Source organism: Sphingobacterium paramultivorum (assembly GCF_014109745.1).
Classification (GTDB): domain Bacteria; phylum Bacteroidota; class Bacteroidia; order Sphingobacteriales; family Sphingobacteriaceae; genus Sphingobacterium; species Sphingobacterium paramultivorum.
Genome location: NZ_CP058555.1, coordinates 1693046 through 1711701 on the forward strand (window position 1 = coordinate 1693046; position 18656 = coordinate 1711701).

The window sequence follows — 18656 nt, forward strand, 5'->3', positions numbered from 1 at the left end:
GGGGGCCAAAACCACGAAGTAGGTCTATTTAGTTCGTAACGTAGGATCTGTCTTTAACATTTGATAATTAAGATAATCAAGGAATGCAGCTCCGATGGCTCCCAGGCAGTAAGCCGCTAGATCCGACCATAAAAAGCCCTGTCCAAACACGAGCCGCAAAAGCGGATTGCTTCTTACCCAGATTAGTAAAGGATATTGTACAAGCTGTAAAAATTCGATGGCAAAACAAAATACAATTGTCGTCGCAAAAGAAAATAATAACGATTTCCTCGTAAGTAAAAAACGTGATAACCAATAAATCATAACCGCATAAAGTACATCGCCGGTAATGGTAGGAATGGCGGATATTTTCCGTGACAACAAACCCAGGAAGATGGTTAAAGCGACGAAAAGTAGATAATGTATTTTTGGTTTCATCGAAACGAATGTGCTACAGTGTTATTGCCTGAAATATGAGATCGTTTCAACGGGATTACCAAAGATCTTTTTGGTTCCTTTTTTCTGTGTAAATCCACCATGTTGCGCGATTATATTTGCAATGGAGAAAATAACATTCATATCGTTTTGAGGGTGAATAGTGGTAAGTAGTTTTCCATTCTGGTCGAATAGTTGAAGTTGGTTGACCAAGGAACGATTTATTTCCATGGAATGAATTACTTCTAACGGAATCATTTTGTCCTCCTTTCTCGGTTGTTTAATAGATAAGTTATTTTTATCAACTTGTATTTCTATCTTGGGATTGATGAATTGCAATAGTATGACTAGGGGACCGATTACAACGACAGCAACCAATATCCCAAGACCTTTTGCTGAACCAAAATTGTTTACTGCATCGGCTAGTCCGTTTATACCGCCAAAAATTAAACAGCATAGGATAAACACAACAATTAGGTAACCAAATCCAAAGATCAAGCCCTTTTTAACATTATGTGATTTAAATTGAAAGGTATTCATAGCAGTGGCTTCTATTTTTACGCGTTTTTATTTTAGTAAAGATATTTATATTTATGCAATCAGAGCTATCTTAGCGACGGAGATTTTGTTATTTCATTAAAGAAAGCATTGGAAAATATCATTGAAATTAAAAGAACTAATTTTCAGCGGAAGTCAGCATACTTTCAGCTGTTGAATTATGCGCTGTTTTCAATTCTCGGAATTGTGAGTATATTTTGGGATTGGAAAGCCGGTATTGCGCCAATAGTCTGCGTCATTATCTTCTATTTAATCGAGCGGAAAATCGACTTTTGGTCAAATGTTATTTGGTTTATCATCGCTTTTTTACTCCTTTCATTTTCTTTGTCATGGATATTCAGCTTGTCTTTTGGTATATTTATTTTCCAATGTCTATTACTAGCAGCCATTAAGCCTGCTATCGTTATATGGAAAGAAACCAAACAAGAACATACCGATGTGATCTTCGCAATGAGTTCGGAGTATTTTGTATGTTTAAGTCCAGATAACAGTGACTACAAAGGATATGCAATGAATCCTATGGGGTTTAAAAAGCGCTTTCCAATGTCAGCAGTTATTTCAGTTCAACGAGATGGAAATAGTTTAGTTATTGCCTTACAACAGCAGATTGTACGTCCTCGTGAATTGCGTTCAGAAGAAATCGAAATTATTCTCGAATATTTTAGAAAGAATAGACCGGATGTTTTAGCCGCAGTTGAAACAAAAATTATCCGTAAGGAAGAAGACCGAATATATTGGGTCAAGCTTATTGTTATCGGTATTCCATGTATATTGGCTGGACTATCCATCTATTTTTTGGCAGACAACGGAAGGAATACATTGGTCACAATACTTAGTATTGTTGCCGCATTGTTTCTTGGCCTGATTTTATTGAAAATTACAAATTTGATATATCGTTCATAACGATGGAAAAGCCATTTATTTATTTTAAAAAGTCTCCGTACCAATGTCCAGAGGATTTGACGATGCGCTGTTGATTGTTGAAATCAACATAAACTAGTCCAAATCTTGGACGGTATCCTTCAGCCCATTCGAAGTTGTCCATGAATGTCCATACAAAATACCCTTTGACATTTATTCCTTCTTGTTTTGCACGGTAAACCTCCTGTAAAGCTTGTTGTAAATAGCTCAATCTTTTGGGGTCATGCACTAAACCATTTTCAATTTGATCAGGAAATGCTGCGCCATTTTCGGTAACAATTAAAGTGGGGATATTAGGGTAGGCACTAAATTTCTTGAGCATATAATAAATGGAGGCTGGGTAAACTTCCCAGTTCATTTCGGTCATCTCAACTTTGCGCTCTTTCGCCGATACTATCTTCGCTTGAAGATAAGGAACGAACATGGCGTATCGTATAATTTCCCGTGTATAATTTTGTACGCCAATAAAGTCCATATCAAATTTCAGATCTCGCTCATCATTCGCGTGCATATACTTTTCAATTCTACCCAGTATTTTAATCTCTTGCGTTGGATAGCCCATTCCTAGTAGTGGTTCTATAAATAGGCGGTTGAGCAATACATCTGCTTTCTTCGCCGCAACAATGTCTCTGTCTTTCGACGTAAAGGGCTCAACATGGGAGCAAGAAAAAGTCGTTCCTACTTCGCTATTAGGCTGTAAAGACTTAATAATTCGGCCGCCTTGAGCCTGTGCTAATGCAGCATGATGGGCCGCAGCCAAAAAATTGCCCAGACCTTTTCTCTCTGGCGCATGTACACCGAAGAAATAACCTGCAGCAGTAAATACTGTAGGTTCGTTGAGAACCATCCAATGCTTGACCCGGTCCCCGTAGGTTTGCACACATTTGGAAACAAATTCTCCAAACCAATCTTTCACATCACGGTTTACCCAGCCACCTTTCTTTTCTAATGCATGTGGAAGATCCCAATGATATAAGGTAGGCCAAGGCGTTATCCCTAACTCAAGGGATAAATCGATCAAACGATCATAAAAATCCAATCCAGATTGATTTACCTCACCAATGCCAGCAGGAAATATACGACTCCATGATAAAGAGAATCTGTAATTAGGAATATGCATTCCCTGCATCAAATACAGATCCTGGACATAGCGATTGTAAAAATCACAGGCCTCATTACCATGTTGATTTTGAAATATACGGTTTCTTTTCTTGACGAATATATCCCAGATAGAAGGACCTTTTCCATGCAAATCATGTGCTCCTTCAATCTGGTAGGCAGCTGTAGAAACTCCCCAAATAAAATCTTTGCCAAAGGCATCTTTGGTTAATAGCATTTACAAAAATAAAATTATCGGACCTCAATACCGTTTTTAAAAACAATTAAGTTTTGTGGAATCTTAATGGTGAATAGAATGAACTGAATCGACCTAAAAAGATTCTAAATATAATCCGCTGGAAAAAATAGTTTATCGTTTTCATAATAGATACATTAACTCCGTTGACTACATTAACTATCGCATTATAAAGTAACAAAACTTATATGAACTGGATATAAACTATATGTTAAATATACGAAAAAATAATTTCGATGATCATCGGTAGCTAATTCTTCCGCGTAACGGCTAAGACACTATCCCTCGAGCGTTATTTTTTCATTCAACCATTGAATCGAGTACGCTGGTTGATTGGTGACAGAATCGGTATGGCATCTATTTGATTTCAAATTCTGTAAATATTGTTCTTTTAAATTCTAAAACTTCGGGAGCAATTTTAAAACCTTCACCACCATAGCCCTTATTAAATGTTTCTAAAGCCATCCCTGTTCTGTACTGCGTTGATTCGTTGGATGCGCTTCCATCATTGGACAGAAATAGCAGTTTTCCGATTTTAACATCAGCCCTAGATGCAAGTTTTTTTGCCGATTTTAAAGCATCATCATATGCAATAAGATCTGCTTCTCTTAAAATACTGTCTGCTTTGGAGTGGTCAAATGAGATGGAACCAATTCCACTAATTTTTGTTTCTAACAATTTTCCCGTTAATTCTGTAAATTTCGATAAATCATGTAAAACAAAATCGATTGTTTGCTGTGCTTGATAACCTATAAATTTATTGGTATTACCAATGTATTGATAGTCTTTATTTGCGGATACGCTACTCGTTTTGATATCTTCTTTTTGATGCCCATATTTTTGGAGCAACGCTATTACCGTGTCGACTGTTGCTTGTGTTTCTCGTACCGCGTCTACCATTCTGGGTTTTGTGAAAGTCGTATTGATGGTCAGGGTGACCTGGTCGGGCATGATCCTAATCTTTCCTTCACCACTTACACGAATTCTGTTTTCACTTTCCTTTGATACCGAACCACAAGACGATATTAAAATTATGCTGCTCAAGCATATAAAAAACATTGAGGTTGACTGCTTTTTCATACTATATGATGTTCAAAGTGATATTTTAATTAGTAAGTTTCACCCTAAATATAATAAATATATCCGGAGGTAGAGGCAGCGACTAAAACAATGTCAGCTAAAATAACGGGGTGTAAATTCAAAAAGCAGGCTATAGCCTGCTTTTTGTTCTTGAAATAATACTATTTTTTAATTAATACTTTTTGAGTAAATCTTAAGCTGTTTTTGCAATGACTTTCGTGCCATGTGTATACGTGTTTTCACTGTTCCTTCCGGTATTTGCAAATGCTCTGCAATTTCATAATATTTAAATCCTTCCAAAAACATAGCAAAGGCGTCATAATAGTCTTTCGATAAATTATTGAGCGCATGCTGTATATCAGAAGCAACAAAATTATCTTCTCCGCGGTTGGTTGTTATTTCATTGCGATAACCAGTGCTGATGTATTCACTTCTGTAATTCTCTAACCTTTTGTTACGTGTATATTGATTGATATACGTGTTTTTCATAATGATATAGAGCCAAGACATCAATTTCGGATGTTTCAGGAATTTTTCGATAGATGCTAGCGACCTCACCATGGTCTCTTGAACCAAATCTTCCCGTTCATCCGGATCGTTCGTAAATTGCGCTGCCAAATATTTTAACGTAGGCCTTTTTTCCTTAAACAGTTGATCGATTGTTGTATTTTCCATATTATCAAATTTTAAGTGTCTATCTTTTCTACATTCTCTGCAATTAAGATGCTAGAAAAAACAATTTGGAAGGATGGATTGAGGCAAGTGTTATCAAGCGAGTAGATTTATTTATTATTCTAAATAGTTATTGTACAGTGTTTTGTATAGGTTATTCACTAAGTATATTGGTGCTTTATTTGAACTTTTTTACTTTAACAACAAGTGTTTTCCTGTCTAAATTCCCCCATTTATCTTTTTCTTGCACGTATTTATACGTAGTACTTTAAAGGATACATCTTTTATCTAAATAGGTGTTAATTTTTAAAACTGTTCGTGCCTTGAAGTGGTTATTAGTTACAACATGAAATGGAAAACAATATGGGGGACGTGAACAAAAAACTATATTTTGACCTATCAGATGGACCGAAAGGCCAATCTGAAGGCCTAAAAGATCAGGCGGAGTTAAAGGAGGTATGGGACGGTAGCCAAGAAGATTTTTATAAATCGATTATTAGGAATCAACAGGATGATATCGGAAAAATAGGACGGTATTTTCGCGATGAACTGGCTCAGGAGCTTTACGGAATGCGTATATCGCTTCAGAATTTCACTAATCGTTATGGCGATTTTGAAGAATTACGTTGCCTACGTGATTCATTGACTACCTTAGTTATAGAAATCCGCAATAAAGCGGGATTGCTTTACAATCCCATATTAAATGACCTGGGAATTTTTCACGCCGTTGATGAAGCCGTTGCCAGTTACAAAAAACGATCTGGTTTTATAATTGATACGTTGCTTGACCCTCATTTGCGAGAATTACATCATCAGACGCAAATTCATCTATTTAAATTTCTGACTGCAATGTTTCAATATTTAAATGATGAAATGGCCTCGCAGTCGATCTCAATTTCAGTGCAGGTGATCGAATTTGAAATTCTCGTCAAAGTATCACCTTTTTTTCAACAAGGAGAAGCCTTGTCAGTATCAAAGCCCGAAAACAGACCAATGCGCTTGATGAAGATTGCAGAACTCTACAATGCGCAGATTATGAACGATACGCTTGTGGCAGGTATTTTACTAAAATTGACTATTTAAAAAGATAATAATGATAAAAATCCTATTGGTTGAAGACCACATGGTTGTACGTAACGGAATAAAATTACTATTAGAATCTCAAGAAGGATTTGAAGTCGTTGGCGAAGCGTCGAATGGCAAAGAGGCGCTCGACTTCCTAAGTGCAAATTCTGTTCCTGATATCGTCTTAACGGATATCAGTATGGATGAAATGGACGGCATGGAATTGCTTCAGGTCCTAAACAAACAGTATTCATCTATTAAAGTGGTTATACTATCCATGCTGAATCAGATTAATTATGTCATTGAGGCGTTTGAATCTGGTCTCGCTGGCTATTTGGTCAAAAATGTTGGCTATCACGAATTGCTTTTTGGGTTGAATCATATTGCTAACGGCGGACGGTACATGAGCGAAGAGATCGCCATGATACTTTTAGATCAAGTCCGTTCTGGTCAAAGCTATGCGCAGATCCCAGGAGAATTGCAAACGGATTTTGATATCTCAGAGCGTGAATTGGAAGTGTTAAAATTGATTGCGGAAGGCTACACGAATGTCGAAATTGCAGATAAGATTTTTTTAAGTAAGCGTACTGTTGAGGGCCATCGTCAGAACCTCATAGACAAAGCGGGAGTAAAAAACACGGCACATCTGGTTAAGTTTGCTTTTGAAAGAGGAATTTTGAATTAGAGAAAATTTTCCTGACAAATGATCAGGGAAATTTTGATACGTATAGGTAGTGTCAGTATGCTGGTGTATATATCTTAATGTTTTCGGATAGAACAAGTCTGGAAATTAAATTGGTTTGTGGGAATTGAAAAGGAATGCATTTCGATAATTTTATCAGGAGATTTTTAATTTGATACAAATTGATATTCAATTGATACAATTTACCTCCAGTCTTAGCAAATATTTATTCAATTTTAGGCTTTCACCTATATGATGTATTATAATCAATGAACAAAATATATTTGCTGCCTATTGCTCTCTTGCTGTTTTTTGTCCAAAGGACATTTGCGCAAACTACAAACAAAGATCAGATTGAAAATGTGCACACGCCAACAAATGACATTTTTCAAGCGGATCCGACCATATTCTATCACAAAGGAAATTATTACCTCTATGGTACGAATGGTGATCAGCATGAACAGCAGGGCTTTAAAGTATACCAGTCCAAGGATTTAGATTCCTGGGTAAGTCCGGAGGGAGTTAATTCAGGTTTTGCGGCTGTAAAGGGCGATATATTTGGATCAAAAGGGTTTTGGGCACCGCAAGTATGGTTTGAGAATGGTAAGTTTTATATGGCTTACACAGCCGATGAGCATATTGCAATCGCAGTCGGTGATGCTCCAACGGGTCCTTTTAAGCAAACAGCTAAAGTGCCAATTGCTACCGGACAAAAGCAAATTGATCCGTTTGTATTCCGCGATAAAGATGGAAAAAAATACCTATTTCATGTAAGGTTAAAGGAAGGGAATAGAATTTTTGTGGCGGAGCTGAAGTCAGATTATTCCGGAATAAAGGAAGAAACGCTGAAAGAATGTCTCCATGCAGAACTTCCCTGGGAAAATACGGCAAATGCCGAGTGGACAGTAAGTGAAGGTCCCACCGTCATTCGAGAGGGAAAATATTATTATATGTTCTATTCGGCAAATGATTTTCGGAATAAGGACTACGCTGTGGGGGTTGCTATCGCTGAAAATATTTATGGACCCTGGAAAAAACTGGAAGGTCAACCTGCATTAAGCCGTAAAAATAGCGGGTTTGCCGGAACTGGACATGGCGACATTTTCAAAAAAGGAAAGCAATGGTATTACGTCTGTCATACACATTTTTCAGATGAAAAAGTTGCACCTCGGCGGACAGCCATAGTACCGATTCAATTTGTGGCAAATAGCAACGGTGTCTTGGCTCCCCAATTCGACACTGCAAAGTTTCGATTTTTAAGCACGGATCAACGATCGAGGCAACCTAGAAAATCCTATCAAACAGATGTAGCCTTTGGTGATCCTTTTATTGTATTCGATCCACCTTCGGATCAATACTATTTATATGGAACCGGCGGGACTAAAAATGGATTTATAGCCTATAGTTCCAAAGATCTAAAGACATGGAAAAAGGAGGGAAAAGTATACGATGCCAAACAGCCGAATGGTTGGGGGGAAAAGGATTTCTGGGCTCCTGAAGTCTATCGTGTGAATAACAAATATTACATGTATTATAGTGCTCATTGGAAAGAAAATCCCAAAAAACACCTAGAAAACTATCGTATAGGAGTTGCAGTGGCGGATAGTCCATTGGGGCCATTTAAAGATCTGACCGGGAAACCTATTTTTGATCCTGGATATCCCATCATTGACGCGAATGTTTTTAGAGATAAAGACCATAGAAATTATCTGTTCTATTCACGCTGCTGCTACGAACATCCTGTGGAATCAGAAATTGCAACTTGGGCGGAGAAGAAACTTGGCTATAAAAATATTGAAGAAAGCTGGGTTTACGGAGTCGAATTGGATAGCAGTATGACGAAGGTGATTGGGAATCCGGTTCTTTTAATGCGCCCCCCAGTTACGATGAACGACGCACAATCAGAATGGGAAAGTAGATCAGTTACTTCAGGTGAGGTCAATAGACGATGGACAGAAGGTTCTTTTTTGGTCAAAGAAAACGGATTATACTACATGATGTATTCGGCCAATTATTTTGCAGGAGCCAATTATGCTGTTGGCTACGCAACAGCAACTGCTCCTTTGGGAAGCTATCAAAAATCGGCATCTAATCCGATCATTGAAAAGAATACCAATAGAGGTGGAGTGGTTTCGGGTACTGGGCATAATAGTTTATTTCAGGACAAGGAGGGAAAAATCCGCTGTGTATATCATGGCCGCACCCTAAAAACGGGAGATCAGCGTATCGTTTTTATTAGCGATGTTTTTTTTGATGAAAAAGGACAGTTGAATATCTTTACAGATTGACCTAGGGTCAATCTGTCTTTTTGGATATGGTCCGATTTTCTACATTTTCGTCCCAGTTAGCGGTAGACTTCTTTCCAGGGCTTATACTGCTTCTTGGCTGCGGATTTTTATGTGTGTAGTTGATATTCTCCTCTTCTTCAGGATCGGTTTCATCTATATCTGGTTCAGGATGTTCGATGGGATCAGTGTCATTTGGATCGGGAATAGTACGTTCCCCGAACAATCCTTTACGATACCAGATGTTACTAAAATAATAGGCAATAATTAAACCTCGTTTTACTACTGCATGTTGCAATATCTCTTCCATTTTCAATTTTTTTTTTAAGTGATAAGATCCTTTTTATTGGATGATATACTCTCCTTAAATGAACAACGTTAGATGGAAAATAGTTTGAAAGAGTTCAGGATTTGAAACAAAGATCAATCGAGTAACATTTGCTCAGGAAATGGCTTAACAATAGGGAAGTAGAGATGGACAACGGTGCCTATACCAACCTCTGATTCAATTTCTATACTTCCTCCCAATCGTTCCATTATCCGTTTCACCAGCGAAAGCCCAATGCCCGTACCAGGTATTGAACCCACATTGTCGGCTCTGGTAAACATTTCGTAAATATGAGGCAGGTGGTCACTTGGTATGCCAATACCGTTATCCTTGATCTGATAATGGGTATAATCGTCTTCGTCGGAACTATCTATTGTCACTAAAGGCCTGTCTGCCTGTGCAGAATATTTTATTGCGTTAACAATTAAATTTGAAAAAATTTGATACGCGGCACTTTTTTCGCCCCAAATTGGTAATAGGGTACCAAAAGTGGGTTGGCAATTATTGACGTTATATAAAATGCTGTTTTCTTGAAATATGCGCTGAATTGTATAGGCCATAGGAAGTGGTTCCTTGTCTAAAACGCTGGAACGGTGCTGGCTCAACTGGACCATATTGTTGATAATATCTTCAATGTTTGTAACGCTTCTGCTGAAATTCTGGTACCACGTATTGATTTTTGTAAAATCAATATTGTCGGAGTGCTGCTGTAGAAACTGTATGCCCATTTTTAAGATGGACAAAGGATTTTTTAAATCATGAGAGAGGGTATGTGTAAACATTTCCAACTCATTGTTCAAAATCAGCAGCTCTTCATTTAGCAACTGACGTTCCTTTAGTTTTGCAAAAATGGATTCCTTGATAATCTGATTCAGACGAAGGACAAAATTGATTTCAGCATCATTCCAAGGTTTGGCAACGTCATAGCGCATATCTTCCCATATTTTGAGCTGCTTGTTTTCATGCGGCTCATTTTTCAGCTCCATCTGCATCACCTGATTGCGGTTTTCCTTTCTAAACCAAACCAGGTAATAATCGTTTTCCAAGCCAACCTTTAGATACATGAGACCCGCAAAATCAAGTTTATCGTTAAAGTTATCCTGATGATTCAGCCGAAAGTTATAATCTTTGAAGAGGGCTTTATCGGTATGTTTTTGCAGGAATTGAATGATTTCATAAAATTGTGCTTTCTGCGGAGAATGACCATAGTTAAAGACATCGCCCTGATTAAATATGGCCAATCCATCTGCATTGACCAGCTGGGTAAGGATATCCATATGCTGTATCAAAGCACAATTCACCATTTTATTTTCAGAAAGGCTCCTTTTTAACTCTTCTTCAGCGAGTTTAAGAAGCTCCGTTCTTTCCAACAGATTTTGTTTGACATGGCTCTCATACTTGCTGGTGGCTGCCTGGATGGCAAACGTACATAGTTTTCGCTGCTGCAGATCGACCACCCGCTCTTCATCATTCTGTGCGACCACAAGACCCCAAAAGTCATCATCGATACAGATTCTAAAAAACAAGGCGCTTTGTACATTTATCTTTTTTAAAAAAAGCCGATGAAGTTCAGGTAAAGGTGATAATAAGCTCGAGACCGGATCAATTCCTTCGTCAGTATAGTAGAATTCTTGTCCATCAATATTAATATTGGGAGCATATCGATATGAATAGCTCCGATAGTACGACAAGACTTCTTCAGGCATGAAATCTTTCGAGAATTCCATTCCTTTGAAATGGGCTTGTCCATCTGCTGTATGTTCCGCAATCACGGAACTATATCCCGTTTCCTGAACCTGCAAAACGAAAACCCGATCGTAATTCAGTAATTTGTTGATGGCGGAACAAACACGGTCCCAATTATTCGGTTGAATAGTATCTAGCAAAAAATTAAGCTCATTTATTTTTTTTGCGGCAATGTATTTTTTGTGTTGTTGTTCCCACTCGATATAGAAGTATTCATCGTGTCTTCGCAATTTTACGTAAACACGTTCTTTTCTCATTTTAATGGGTAAAATATGGCGCGACTGCCTGTTTTCAAGTAGATCAGTTACTGCATTTTTGATTTTGGATAACGCTTCACCGAATGTATTGCTAAAGCTATCAAAGAAATGAGTTCCTAATAAGTTCTCTTTGGCGTCGTGATCATTTACGACAGATTCGGTTACCCCAACGACATTAAAATGTCGATCTAAGATGACCAGACTGCCAAAAGATTGAAGCGTAATGATGGTTTGATTGTTAGATTGAAATGTATGATTCATAATACCCCAAAACTTCTTATGATATACATAAATATACAAAAAAAATTACGACAACATAGATCGAATCTTTGATAACAGAACGTTATAAATTTATAAAATTGCCTTATTGGGTTCTTTTTACTTTGAAATTAAAGTCCGGCCAATTTCCGTTCGGCAGAAGGAACTAATGCTGAACATTAAACTCTTTGGCGATTGCATGGGCCATCCCTTTAAGAAGTGATTTCCATTGTGGGTAAGATGCCCCCATTTTAGCTGCTAGACCAATGAAATAATTCCTGACATTATCACTCATATTCTCATTGTCGACATTGATGATCTCGTTTCTTCCGGCGTACTGGAACAAAATACTATTCCTCCGTTGTTCGATCAGAAAGGTTGAAGATGAAATCCCTTCAAAAAAATGAGCTGTATTTTTATCCCCAGGATGGCTTGGATCGGGGCAAGGTTTTAATGTTATCGCAAAAACACTATAATCGTCCGTTTTGTCTGAAATGAGGCTGACAACATTCACCCAATCATAACCATCACTACTTGGAAGTCCCGGTCCTGGAATATTGAGTCGGATATAATCATGTAATTCGAGTAAACTATCAATTGGAGTACCATAACCCGCCGTTAATTGAAACACAGTGGCAGGTATCTGAGCGAGTTCATACCAATGGTTGACCTTTCTAAGATTGTTTATAGCCGAAACATAGGCTAAATTGGCAATAGCTTTACTTGGAAACTCGAGGGATTCAAAGCAATCCAGGTGCTTGCCTTCTTTCTGTTCCGGTATGATATTCTTCATCTTATTTCACTTCTTATGCTTAAAATATTTAATTTCTTGCTCGTGTTTTTTTGCCTCCTCAAGGGTATCAAATGTACCCAGATTCCGACGTCGGTTCGTTTCTTTATCAGGATGCTTGGCATATATTCGATATTGACCTGATTTTAGTTTACGTATCATGGCACAGGGTGTTTTGTTTAACCTAGGCTTGCTTTAAGTTTTGCAAGCAAATCATCCGCTTTTGTATGCTCTACCTTCATTTTTCGTATGGTAGGACGTTTACCTTTATCTTTTTGTTTGATTATTTTGAGGAGCTCGTTCATATATTCGTTTTTATAGCTACTGATATCGAAGGATGTGCTGTGTTGCTCGATCAGCTGTGTAGCCATATCCATTTCTGCTTTTTGAATTTTAATTGCAGTAGGTAACTTAAGCTCATCAAGTGCTCTGATTTCCTGTTGATAACGTATTTTATTCAAAACCAATGCATTCTGATAGGGCTTTATAAGGGTTAGGTGTTCTACATTTCGCATGACGAACGACCCTAAGCCCGCCATTTTAGTTTTTTCTAATGCTTTGAGCAATAACTGATAGGCTTTTTCTCCACCTTTCTGTGGCTCCAGATAGTAGGGCGTTTCAAAATATATACTGTCTACATCCATCAGTTTGACAAAAGCATGGAGATTGATAAGTTTAGTCTTTTCCGGACTTGCGTCTTCAAAATCCGCATCTTCCAGCACGACATAATGGTCTTTCATGAAATACCCTTTAACAATATTATCCCATTTTACCTCTTTGCCGGTTTGTTCATTTACCCGCTTGAATTTAATATTGGATAGATCATTTCGATCAAGCATATCCAGATCTAAGGCAGCACTCTCTGTTGCACTATATATTTTAATTGGGATATTGACCAAACCAAAACCAATAGCCCCCGTCCAAATTGCTCGCATAAGTAATCTATTAATTGCTAATAAGATAACCTTGGTAATGCTCAAATGGTTTGAAATTTAATAAAATGCCAACCAAACTATTTCTTTTCAGAAATAGTTATACAAACATTCAATAAGCTTCTATTACAATGGATTTAAAGTCAAATGAACCTTTCTGGTTAATAAAAAACGGTCTTCTAAACAGTTATCCTTCCTTGCAAGATGATCGTAGCTGTGATGTTCTTGTCGTTGGAGGCGGCATTACAGGGGCCCTGATCGCACATCAATGCATAAACGATGGAAAGAAATGTATTCTTATCGACAAGCGTGAAATTGTGAATGGGAGTTCGGCGGCAACAACCTCTATGTTGCAATATGAAATTGATGTGCCTTTGTATAGATTAAAGGAATTAATTGGTGAAGAGGCTGCAGTAGCGAGCTACAGAGCCTGTGGTGAAGCAATTGTCAAATTGGGGAAAATCGCAAAGAAAATCCGGTCCAAAGCTGGTTTTCGAACAAAAAAGTCACTCTACTACGCGGCAAGGAAAAAAGATATCTCCTGGTTGAAGCAAGAGTTTGAAGCCCGACAAGCGGCGGGTTTTGATGTTAAATGGTTAACGGAACAAGATATCAGGGATCGTTATGCTATACATGGCGCTTATGCTGGAATTCTCTCGGCTTTAGGGGCAAGCATAGACGCCTTTTGCTTTACACATGAACTGCTGGCATACAACGTTAGAAAGGGATTATTGATTTTCGACAAAACAGCCTTAGACTCTGTATTATATAAGTCGGGGCATAATCTTGTAACCACTTCGACAGGAGCTAAAATCAAAGCGAAGAAAATTATTTATTGTACAGGATACGAAACGACAAACCTTATTCCTGAAAAATTTGTCGATCTATTGAGTACATTCGCAATCGTGTCAGAAGTCGATAAAGACAATTATGATCGGTATCGCGATCTGCTCATTTGGAATACTACTGAACCCTATCTGTATATGCGTACCACAGATGATCATAGGTTTCTGATTGGGGGAGAAGATGAAGAATTTAAAGACCCCATTAAGCGAGATAGTCTCATTTCAGCGAAATCACTTAAATTGGAAAAGTCATTTAACAAAATTTTTACCGATAGGGTCTTTCACGCAGATTTTGCCTGGGCTGGTACTTTTGGAACAACCAAAGATGGATTGCCCTATATCGGAAAACATGAAAAGTTTAAAAACTCATACTTTGTGTGTGGTTTCGGTGGAAATGGTATCACATTTTCTGTTGCCGCCATGGATATGGCAGCATGCTGGATGAATAACCTAAGCCATCCATTGGACGAATGGTTTAGGTTTGGACGTTAAACAATTGCCTTATCGGTGTGTTTAAGCAGAAAACGGTATAATTTATCCTCTAATTTCGCAAGCGGCAATTTACTTTTTATACTGGGGAATCTTCCCTCCATAAATAAACGTTGTATGGCAGGATGGATATAATAATTCTGTGAAACAGTCTTTGTATTGCCGAGCTGCTCAGCAACATGTTTAATGACCTTGTTTAACTGTCTTTTTCGGGCATTAAGTGCCTCCGCCTGTTTTGTTTGGGCGAGCTGGTAAAAAGCTTCTCGACTGGCTCCCCAAATACGAATGCTTTTACAGCTGATCTGACCCGTAGAATTCTTCCGGAGATACTGATTAAAGGCGGCACCGCAGAACGTGCTTTCGCAGGTAGCACTATCAATCTGAAATATCCTTTTTCCCTTCATTTTTAAAAGTTCTTCCAGAAGCTTAGCTTGTTGCTTATTGGCCCATGACTTTTGCTGAAAAACACCCTTTTTACCTTTATAAGCCAAAGATATCGTGTTGTTTTCGATGGTGACGTGCCTTTTTTCCAGTGTACTTAGGCCATATGACTTATTGGTCAGTGTATAGCGCTTATTACCGATACGAATTAATGTGCTGTCCATAATTTTAAAAGCAATTGCACACAATTTGTCCATATCCCAAACCTGATGTTTGAGATGTTTAGTGCTGATCTTTCTTAATTCTTGCAAATATTTACCCATAAAAAGAATATTGCTGAACTTTGCCGCTTGCCGTTGGTCAACGAATTTCGTATGGTAGATATATTGTTTACGCTCTTTTTGATCGAATCCAAAAGCTTGCAGATCACTGGTCTTACTTTTGGCAATCCATACATCCTTCCAGTTGGGTGGAATAACCAGTTTCGTAATTCTTTCTAAGATCTTTTTATCATATACTTCTGTTCCTGATGTATCGAAATATTTAAAAGACCTGCCTATTTTCTTTCTTGTATAACCGGCTTTTACTTTCATATAATAATCTCCAAAGTCAACGTATGCTTAAACCCAAAAATGTTATTTAAATTTCTTATGTGGATGCTTGAGACCATATCAGTTGCCATTTGTTAATCAGCAATTCGATCATGGTTGATCTGTATAAGATCGTTGATCATTCTATGGTCATTTATAAGGTTGGTTTCCATTATATCATGCTGATGAGTGAATTTTTAATCTTTCTTGTAAGAACGGATGAGAGGTCTCTCCGGTTTTCGAAAAAGATAAGATGCGTATAATTCACATATAAAAGGTATTTTCAACAGAATGGGGGATGGACTATCAGATAATTAAAAAGAAAGAGGTAAAAAAAGGCTGCTTTTTTTACAAAAGCAGCCCGCTATAGCTATAATCGTAAATTTTAATCTATTTTGTTTTATTTACAGAAGAAGATTTTTTACCTTTTTCGGTGTCTACTTTAGTTCGATTTTTGTCTAATGTGTTCGGAACTTCCGCTTGTACAATGGTCTTACCATTTCCCTTTCCAATAGGACCGCCACAGATAATCAGCGTAATGACCATATTGTGCTGATTTGTTATTTTAACTTCTGATTTCATATATTTATTATTTAGCGAATTGTCAGTTATCAGGTTAAGTTACTCTAGGTAGATAACCTCAAAAGCTACATTTTGTTTTATTTTAATCTGTAAATTTTAAGCTGTTTTTGAAGCTTTTTTCGCGTCATGTGTATCCTGGTTTTGATTGTTCCTTCGGGCATGCCAAAATAGGTGGCGATCTCATGGTATTTGTATCCCTCGAGGAACAATTGAAACACTTGGTAATTTTCTTCCGACAAACTGCACATCGCTTTTTGAATATCATCAGCGATAAACTTGTTGTCACTTTTATTGGATTCTACAGTGTTAGTGCTTTCTAGACCGATGTATGTTTCATGGATGTCGTTTGTACGTTTGGCTTTACGATATTGATTAATGTAAACATTTTTCATAATAACGTAGAGCCACGACATTAATTTTGGATGACGGATAAAATCATCGATCGATTTCAATGCACGAATAAGCGTCTCTTGAATTAAATCCTCTTTTTCATCAGGATCATTGGTGAATTTCCCCGCAAAATGTTTCAAAAGACTTCTTTTTTCCTCGACTAAAATATTCAAATTGGAATTGCTCATAGTATCGTTTGTTAAATTGATTGATGTTTATTTGATACATGGAGGTGCAATTAAAGTGCTACATTTACGTTTTCATGTTCATCTAAAACTTGTTTAAACAGGCATACGGGAAAAATACGTACACCTGCGGATTGATCATTTTGTAGCCTAAACGCTACAAGAATACACAATTGAAAGCGTCCCGATAAAAATGGGCAACAGATTTGGGACTGGTCAATTGGGTATTTGTTCCATTAAAAAATGTCTTTATTACGGGTATCCTTCTGTATTTAGTGGAGTATGGGAACTGTCTATTTTTTTAAGCAGAAGTTTAAATGATTGTTTTTTATCAGTTTTTATTAAACTAATAAGTTCTGAATGTGGTTCTTAAGAAAAAGGTTGATCACAAAAACAAAATAGAATATGAAAAAGAGCAAGAAATTCACGGTAGTTTTGGGAACGTTATTATTTTGCAGCACACTATTCTTTGCGTGCCAAAATCCAAATAAAAATCCAGCAGAGGGAAGTGGTCAGGCGGACAATATCGCTCCGAGCGCTGCCGATGAAACAAGGTACAATTTAAGCGAGCAACAAAAAATGAGCATGCAGAAGGATACCAGTTTGGCAGACACGCTTAGGAAGGATAGTATCAATGCTATACAATCTAAACCTTAAAGGAGCACTTAGAAAAGGTCACTCGTACCTCTTCGTTATATCCACAAAAAAAACTCCCTTAGTTGTGGGAGTTTTTTTTGTCCTTTTCTTTTTGTTCTGAATCAGTATCATAAATATCTTCTTCTGAATGATCTGGTTTCTCTTTATGTTGATCCTCTTCTGTATTAATCTTTTCTTTAGTGGTACGGTCGCGTTGTTCTTCTTCACTTGGATCAGGGCCAGCCATACTTTTTGGAGAATTTAGTTTGAGGTTGACCACATCCCGATCCGAAACCTTGGATGGCCCATAAATTGGCTTAAGATCGTAGCTATCCGGTTCGTTTTTCATTGGGGCTATTTCGTACAAGAATGGGGAGCTTTCTCGGGAATAATCTGAAATAGTATCGCCAAATTGAATTGCTGTATTCATAGTCTTTTTAATGGGAACATGAGCCAAATCTGATTGGTTCTCTTTTTTTAAAAATGACAACACGATATATTTTAAGAATAAATTTAAAACTTTTCATTTGTCGATCTTGTTATTACAGTAAAGTAATTTAGATAATAGAGATACTATGAGAAAATTGACACTTCTTTTATTAATAACAGCAGGAATTGGGTATCAGGCCCATGCTCAGAAAATTGAAACCACGCCACAGATGTCATCGGATGTCGGAATTGAACCTATTCGACAAGGAAATTGGATGGTCGGTGGATCGATCGGTAATCTTGGCTATAGTTTTGAAGGAAAATCATTTAATGTAGCACTTCAACCACGAGCTGGTTATTTCGTGTCCGATGGATTGGCTATTGGTGCACAGGCAAATCTTGGTCTGGCTACTCAAAAAGATGCTGATAACGAATGGACCTATGGTGTAGCGCCATTTGTGCGTTATTACTTTCCAAATGCGGGATCAAGTACAGGTCGGTTTTTTGGACAGGGAGACATTGGTATTTCAGGAAGTTCTAGGGGCAAAGATGTCGCGCTGGCGGTAGGAGCCAATGTTGGATATGCACATTTTATCACACGAACTGTTGCTTTGGAAGCTACCTTTGGCTACAATTATAGCAAGGCCAATATTAATACAGGTAGCGGTGCGAGTGGTTTAGGCGTTGGCGTAGGTTTTCAAATCTATTTACCAGGTAAACGCTAACAAAAAATAGCAATAGCAATCTTTAACAGCATGTTTCCAATTGATCAATTGGAAACATTTTT

At 37.6% G+C, this 18656-nt stretch carries 21 protein-coding genes; 7 read left to right on the forward strand and 14 right to left on the reverse strand.

The genetic code is table 11. The features are described from left to right. Positions 1-24: 24 nt before the first annotated feature. Both HS960_RS07310 and HS960_RS07315 read right to left on the reverse strand, forming a co-directional pair. Entirely contained in the window at positions 25-417 is a 393-nt protein-coding gene (locus HS960_RS07310; protein WP_159726611.1) for a ribosomal maturation YjgA family protein, read from the reverse strand. Positions 418-438: 21 nt separating this feature from the next. Beyond that, a complete protein-coding gene (locus tag HS960_RS07315) occupies positions 439-954 on the reverse strand; it encodes a hypothetical protein (protein ID WP_159726613.1) in 516 nt (171 codons plus the stop codon). A 204-nt stretch (positions 955-1158) separates the two neighbouring features. On the opposite strand from HS960_RS07315, the gene HS960_RS07320 reads away from it, so the two are divergent. After that, the gene (locus tag HS960_RS07320; RefSeq protein ID WP_228280233.1) at positions 1159-1875 is read left to right on the forward strand and encodes a hypothetical protein; all 717 of its coding nucleotides are present in this window, start codon (positions 1159-1161) and stop codon (positions 1873-1875) included. 19 nt (positions 1876-1894) lie between these two features. On the opposite strand, the gene HS960_RS07325 is transcribed toward HS960_RS07320, so the two are convergent. The 3 genes from HS960_RS07325 to HS960_RS07335 all read right to left on the reverse strand — a co-directional run bounded on the left by HS960_RS07325 (position 1895) and on the right by HS960_RS07335 (position 5002). Beyond that, a complete protein-coding gene (locus HS960_RS07325) occupies positions 1895-3229 on the reverse strand; it encodes a GH1 family beta-glucosidase (protein WP_153848537.1) in 1335 nt (444 codons plus the stop codon). A 375-nt stretch (positions 3230-3604) separates the two neighbouring features. Beyond that, a complete protein-coding gene (locus HS960_RS07330) occupies positions 3605-4327 on the reverse strand; it encodes an SIMPL domain-containing protein (RefSeq protein WP_159726619.1) in 723 nt (240 codons plus the stop codon). A gap of 168 nt (positions 4328-4495) precedes the next feature. After that, entirely contained in the window at positions 4496-5002 is a 507-nt protein-coding gene (locus HS960_RS07335) for an RNA polymerase sigma factor (protein WP_075992714.1), read from the reverse strand. A 369-nt stretch (positions 5003-5371) separates the two neighbouring features. Between HS960_RS07335 and HS960_RS07340 the strand changes: the two genes are divergently transcribed. The 3 genes from HS960_RS07340 to HS960_RS26770 all read left to right on the forward strand — a co-directional run bounded on the left by HS960_RS07340 (position 5372) and on the right by HS960_RS26770 (position 9034). Next, positions 5372-6082 carry a hypothetical protein gene (locus tag HS960_RS07340; RefSeq protein ID WP_153848535.1) on the forward strand — a complete coding sequence of 237 codons (711 nt, stop codon included), beginning with the start codon at positions 5372-5374 and terminating at the stop codon, positions 6080-6082. Between the two features lie 10 nt (positions 6083-6092). After that, positions 6093-6749 (forward strand): response regulator transcription factor, encoded by a 657-nt coding sequence (locus HS960_RS07345; RefSeq protein ID WP_120334324.1) that lies wholly within the window; start codon positions 6093-6095, stop codon positions 6747-6749. A gap of 266 nt (positions 6750-7015) precedes the next feature. Beyond that, positions 7016-9034 (forward strand): glycoside hydrolase family 43 protein, encoded by a 2019-nt coding sequence (locus HS960_RS26770; protein ID WP_202883767.1) that lies wholly within the window; start codon positions 7016-7018, stop codon positions 9032-9034. 7 nt (positions 9035-9041) lie between these two features. On the opposite strand, the gene HS960_RS07360 is transcribed toward HS960_RS26770, so the two are convergent. The 5 genes from HS960_RS07360 to ku all read right to left on the reverse strand — a co-directional run bounded on the left by HS960_RS07360 (position 9042) and on the right by ku (position 13345). Next, positions 9042-9341 (reverse strand): hypothetical protein, encoded by a 300-nt coding sequence (locus HS960_RS07360; protein WP_153848534.1) that lies wholly within the window; start codon positions 9339-9341, stop codon positions 9042-9044. A gap of 113 nt (positions 9342-9454) precedes the next feature. Next, on the reverse strand, positions 9455-11623 hold the full coding sequence (locus HS960_RS07365) for a GAF domain-containing sensor histidine kinase (RefSeq protein ID WP_182331991.1): 2169 nt from the start codon (positions 11621-11623) through the stop codon (positions 9455-9457). Between the two features lie 163 nt (positions 11624-11786). Continuing rightward, the gene (locus tag HS960_RS07370) at positions 11787-12413 is read right to left on the reverse strand and encodes a hypothetical protein (protein ID WP_153848532.1); all 627 of its coding nucleotides are present in this window, start codon (positions 12411-12413) and stop codon (positions 11787-11789) included. Positions 12414-12419: 6 nt separating this feature from the next. Then, positions 12420-12572, reverse strand: coding sequence for a hypothetical protein (locus HS960_RS07375; protein ID WP_182331993.1), 153 nt, complete (start codon positions 12570-12572; stop codon positions 12420-12422). Between the two features lie 17 nt (positions 12573-12589). Further along, a complete protein-coding gene (gene ku / locus HS960_RS07380) occupies positions 12590-13345 on the reverse strand; it encodes a non-homologous end joining protein Ku (RefSeq protein WP_153848531.1) in 756 nt (251 codons plus the stop codon). 128 nt (positions 13346-13473) lie between these two features. Between ku and HS960_RS07385 the strand changes: the two genes are divergently transcribed. Beyond that, positions 13474-14679: an NAD(P)/FAD-dependent oxidoreductase gene (locus HS960_RS07385; protein ID WP_153848530.1), complete on the forward strand. Its 1206-nt coding sequence runs from the start codon at positions 13474-13476 to the stop codon at positions 14677-14679. Here HS960_RS07385 and HS960_RS07390 read toward each other — a convergent pair. The 3 genes from HS960_RS07390 to HS960_RS07400 all read right to left on the reverse strand — a co-directional run bounded on the left by HS960_RS07390 (position 14676) and on the right by HS960_RS07400 (position 16807). Then, positions 14676-15650: a DNA topoisomerase IB gene (locus HS960_RS07390; RefSeq protein ID WP_159726623.1), complete on the reverse strand. Its 975-nt coding sequence runs from the start codon at positions 15648-15650 to the stop codon at positions 14676-14678. The genes HS960_RS07385 and HS960_RS07390 overlap by 4 nt on opposite strands. A 387-nt stretch (positions 15651-16037) precedes the next feature. Continuing rightward, complete coding sequence (locus tag HS960_RS07395; protein WP_153848528.1) at positions 16038-16229, reverse strand: hypothetical protein; 192 nt, start codon at positions 16227-16229, stop codon at positions 16038-16040. A gap of 77 nt (positions 16230-16306) precedes the next feature. After that, complete coding sequence (locus HS960_RS07400; RefSeq protein ID WP_153848527.1) at positions 16307-16807, reverse strand: RNA polymerase sigma factor; 501 nt, start codon at positions 16805-16807, stop codon at positions 16307-16309. 402 nt (positions 16808-17209) lie between these two features. Between HS960_RS07400 and HS960_RS07405 the strand changes: the two genes are divergently transcribed. Continuing rightward, positions 17210-17461: a hypothetical protein gene (locus tag HS960_RS07405; RefSeq protein WP_153848526.1), complete on the forward strand. Its 252-nt coding sequence runs from the start codon at positions 17210-17212 to the stop codon at positions 17459-17461. Positions 17462-17519: 58 nt separating this feature from the next. Here HS960_RS07405 and HS960_RS07410 read toward each other — a convergent pair whose 3' ends face one another. After that, positions 17520-17870 (reverse strand): hypothetical protein, encoded by a 351-nt coding sequence (locus HS960_RS07410; protein ID WP_182331994.1) that lies wholly within the window; start codon positions 17868-17870, stop codon positions 17520-17522. A gap of 145 nt (positions 17871-18015) precedes the next feature. Here HS960_RS07410 and HS960_RS07415 point away from each other — a divergent pair, with 145 nt between their 5' ends. Next, a complete protein-coding gene (locus tag HS960_RS07415) occupies positions 18016-18594 on the forward strand; it encodes a hypothetical protein (protein WP_075992701.1) in 579 nt (192 codons plus the stop codon). Positions 18595-18656 lie beyond the last annotated feature (62 nt).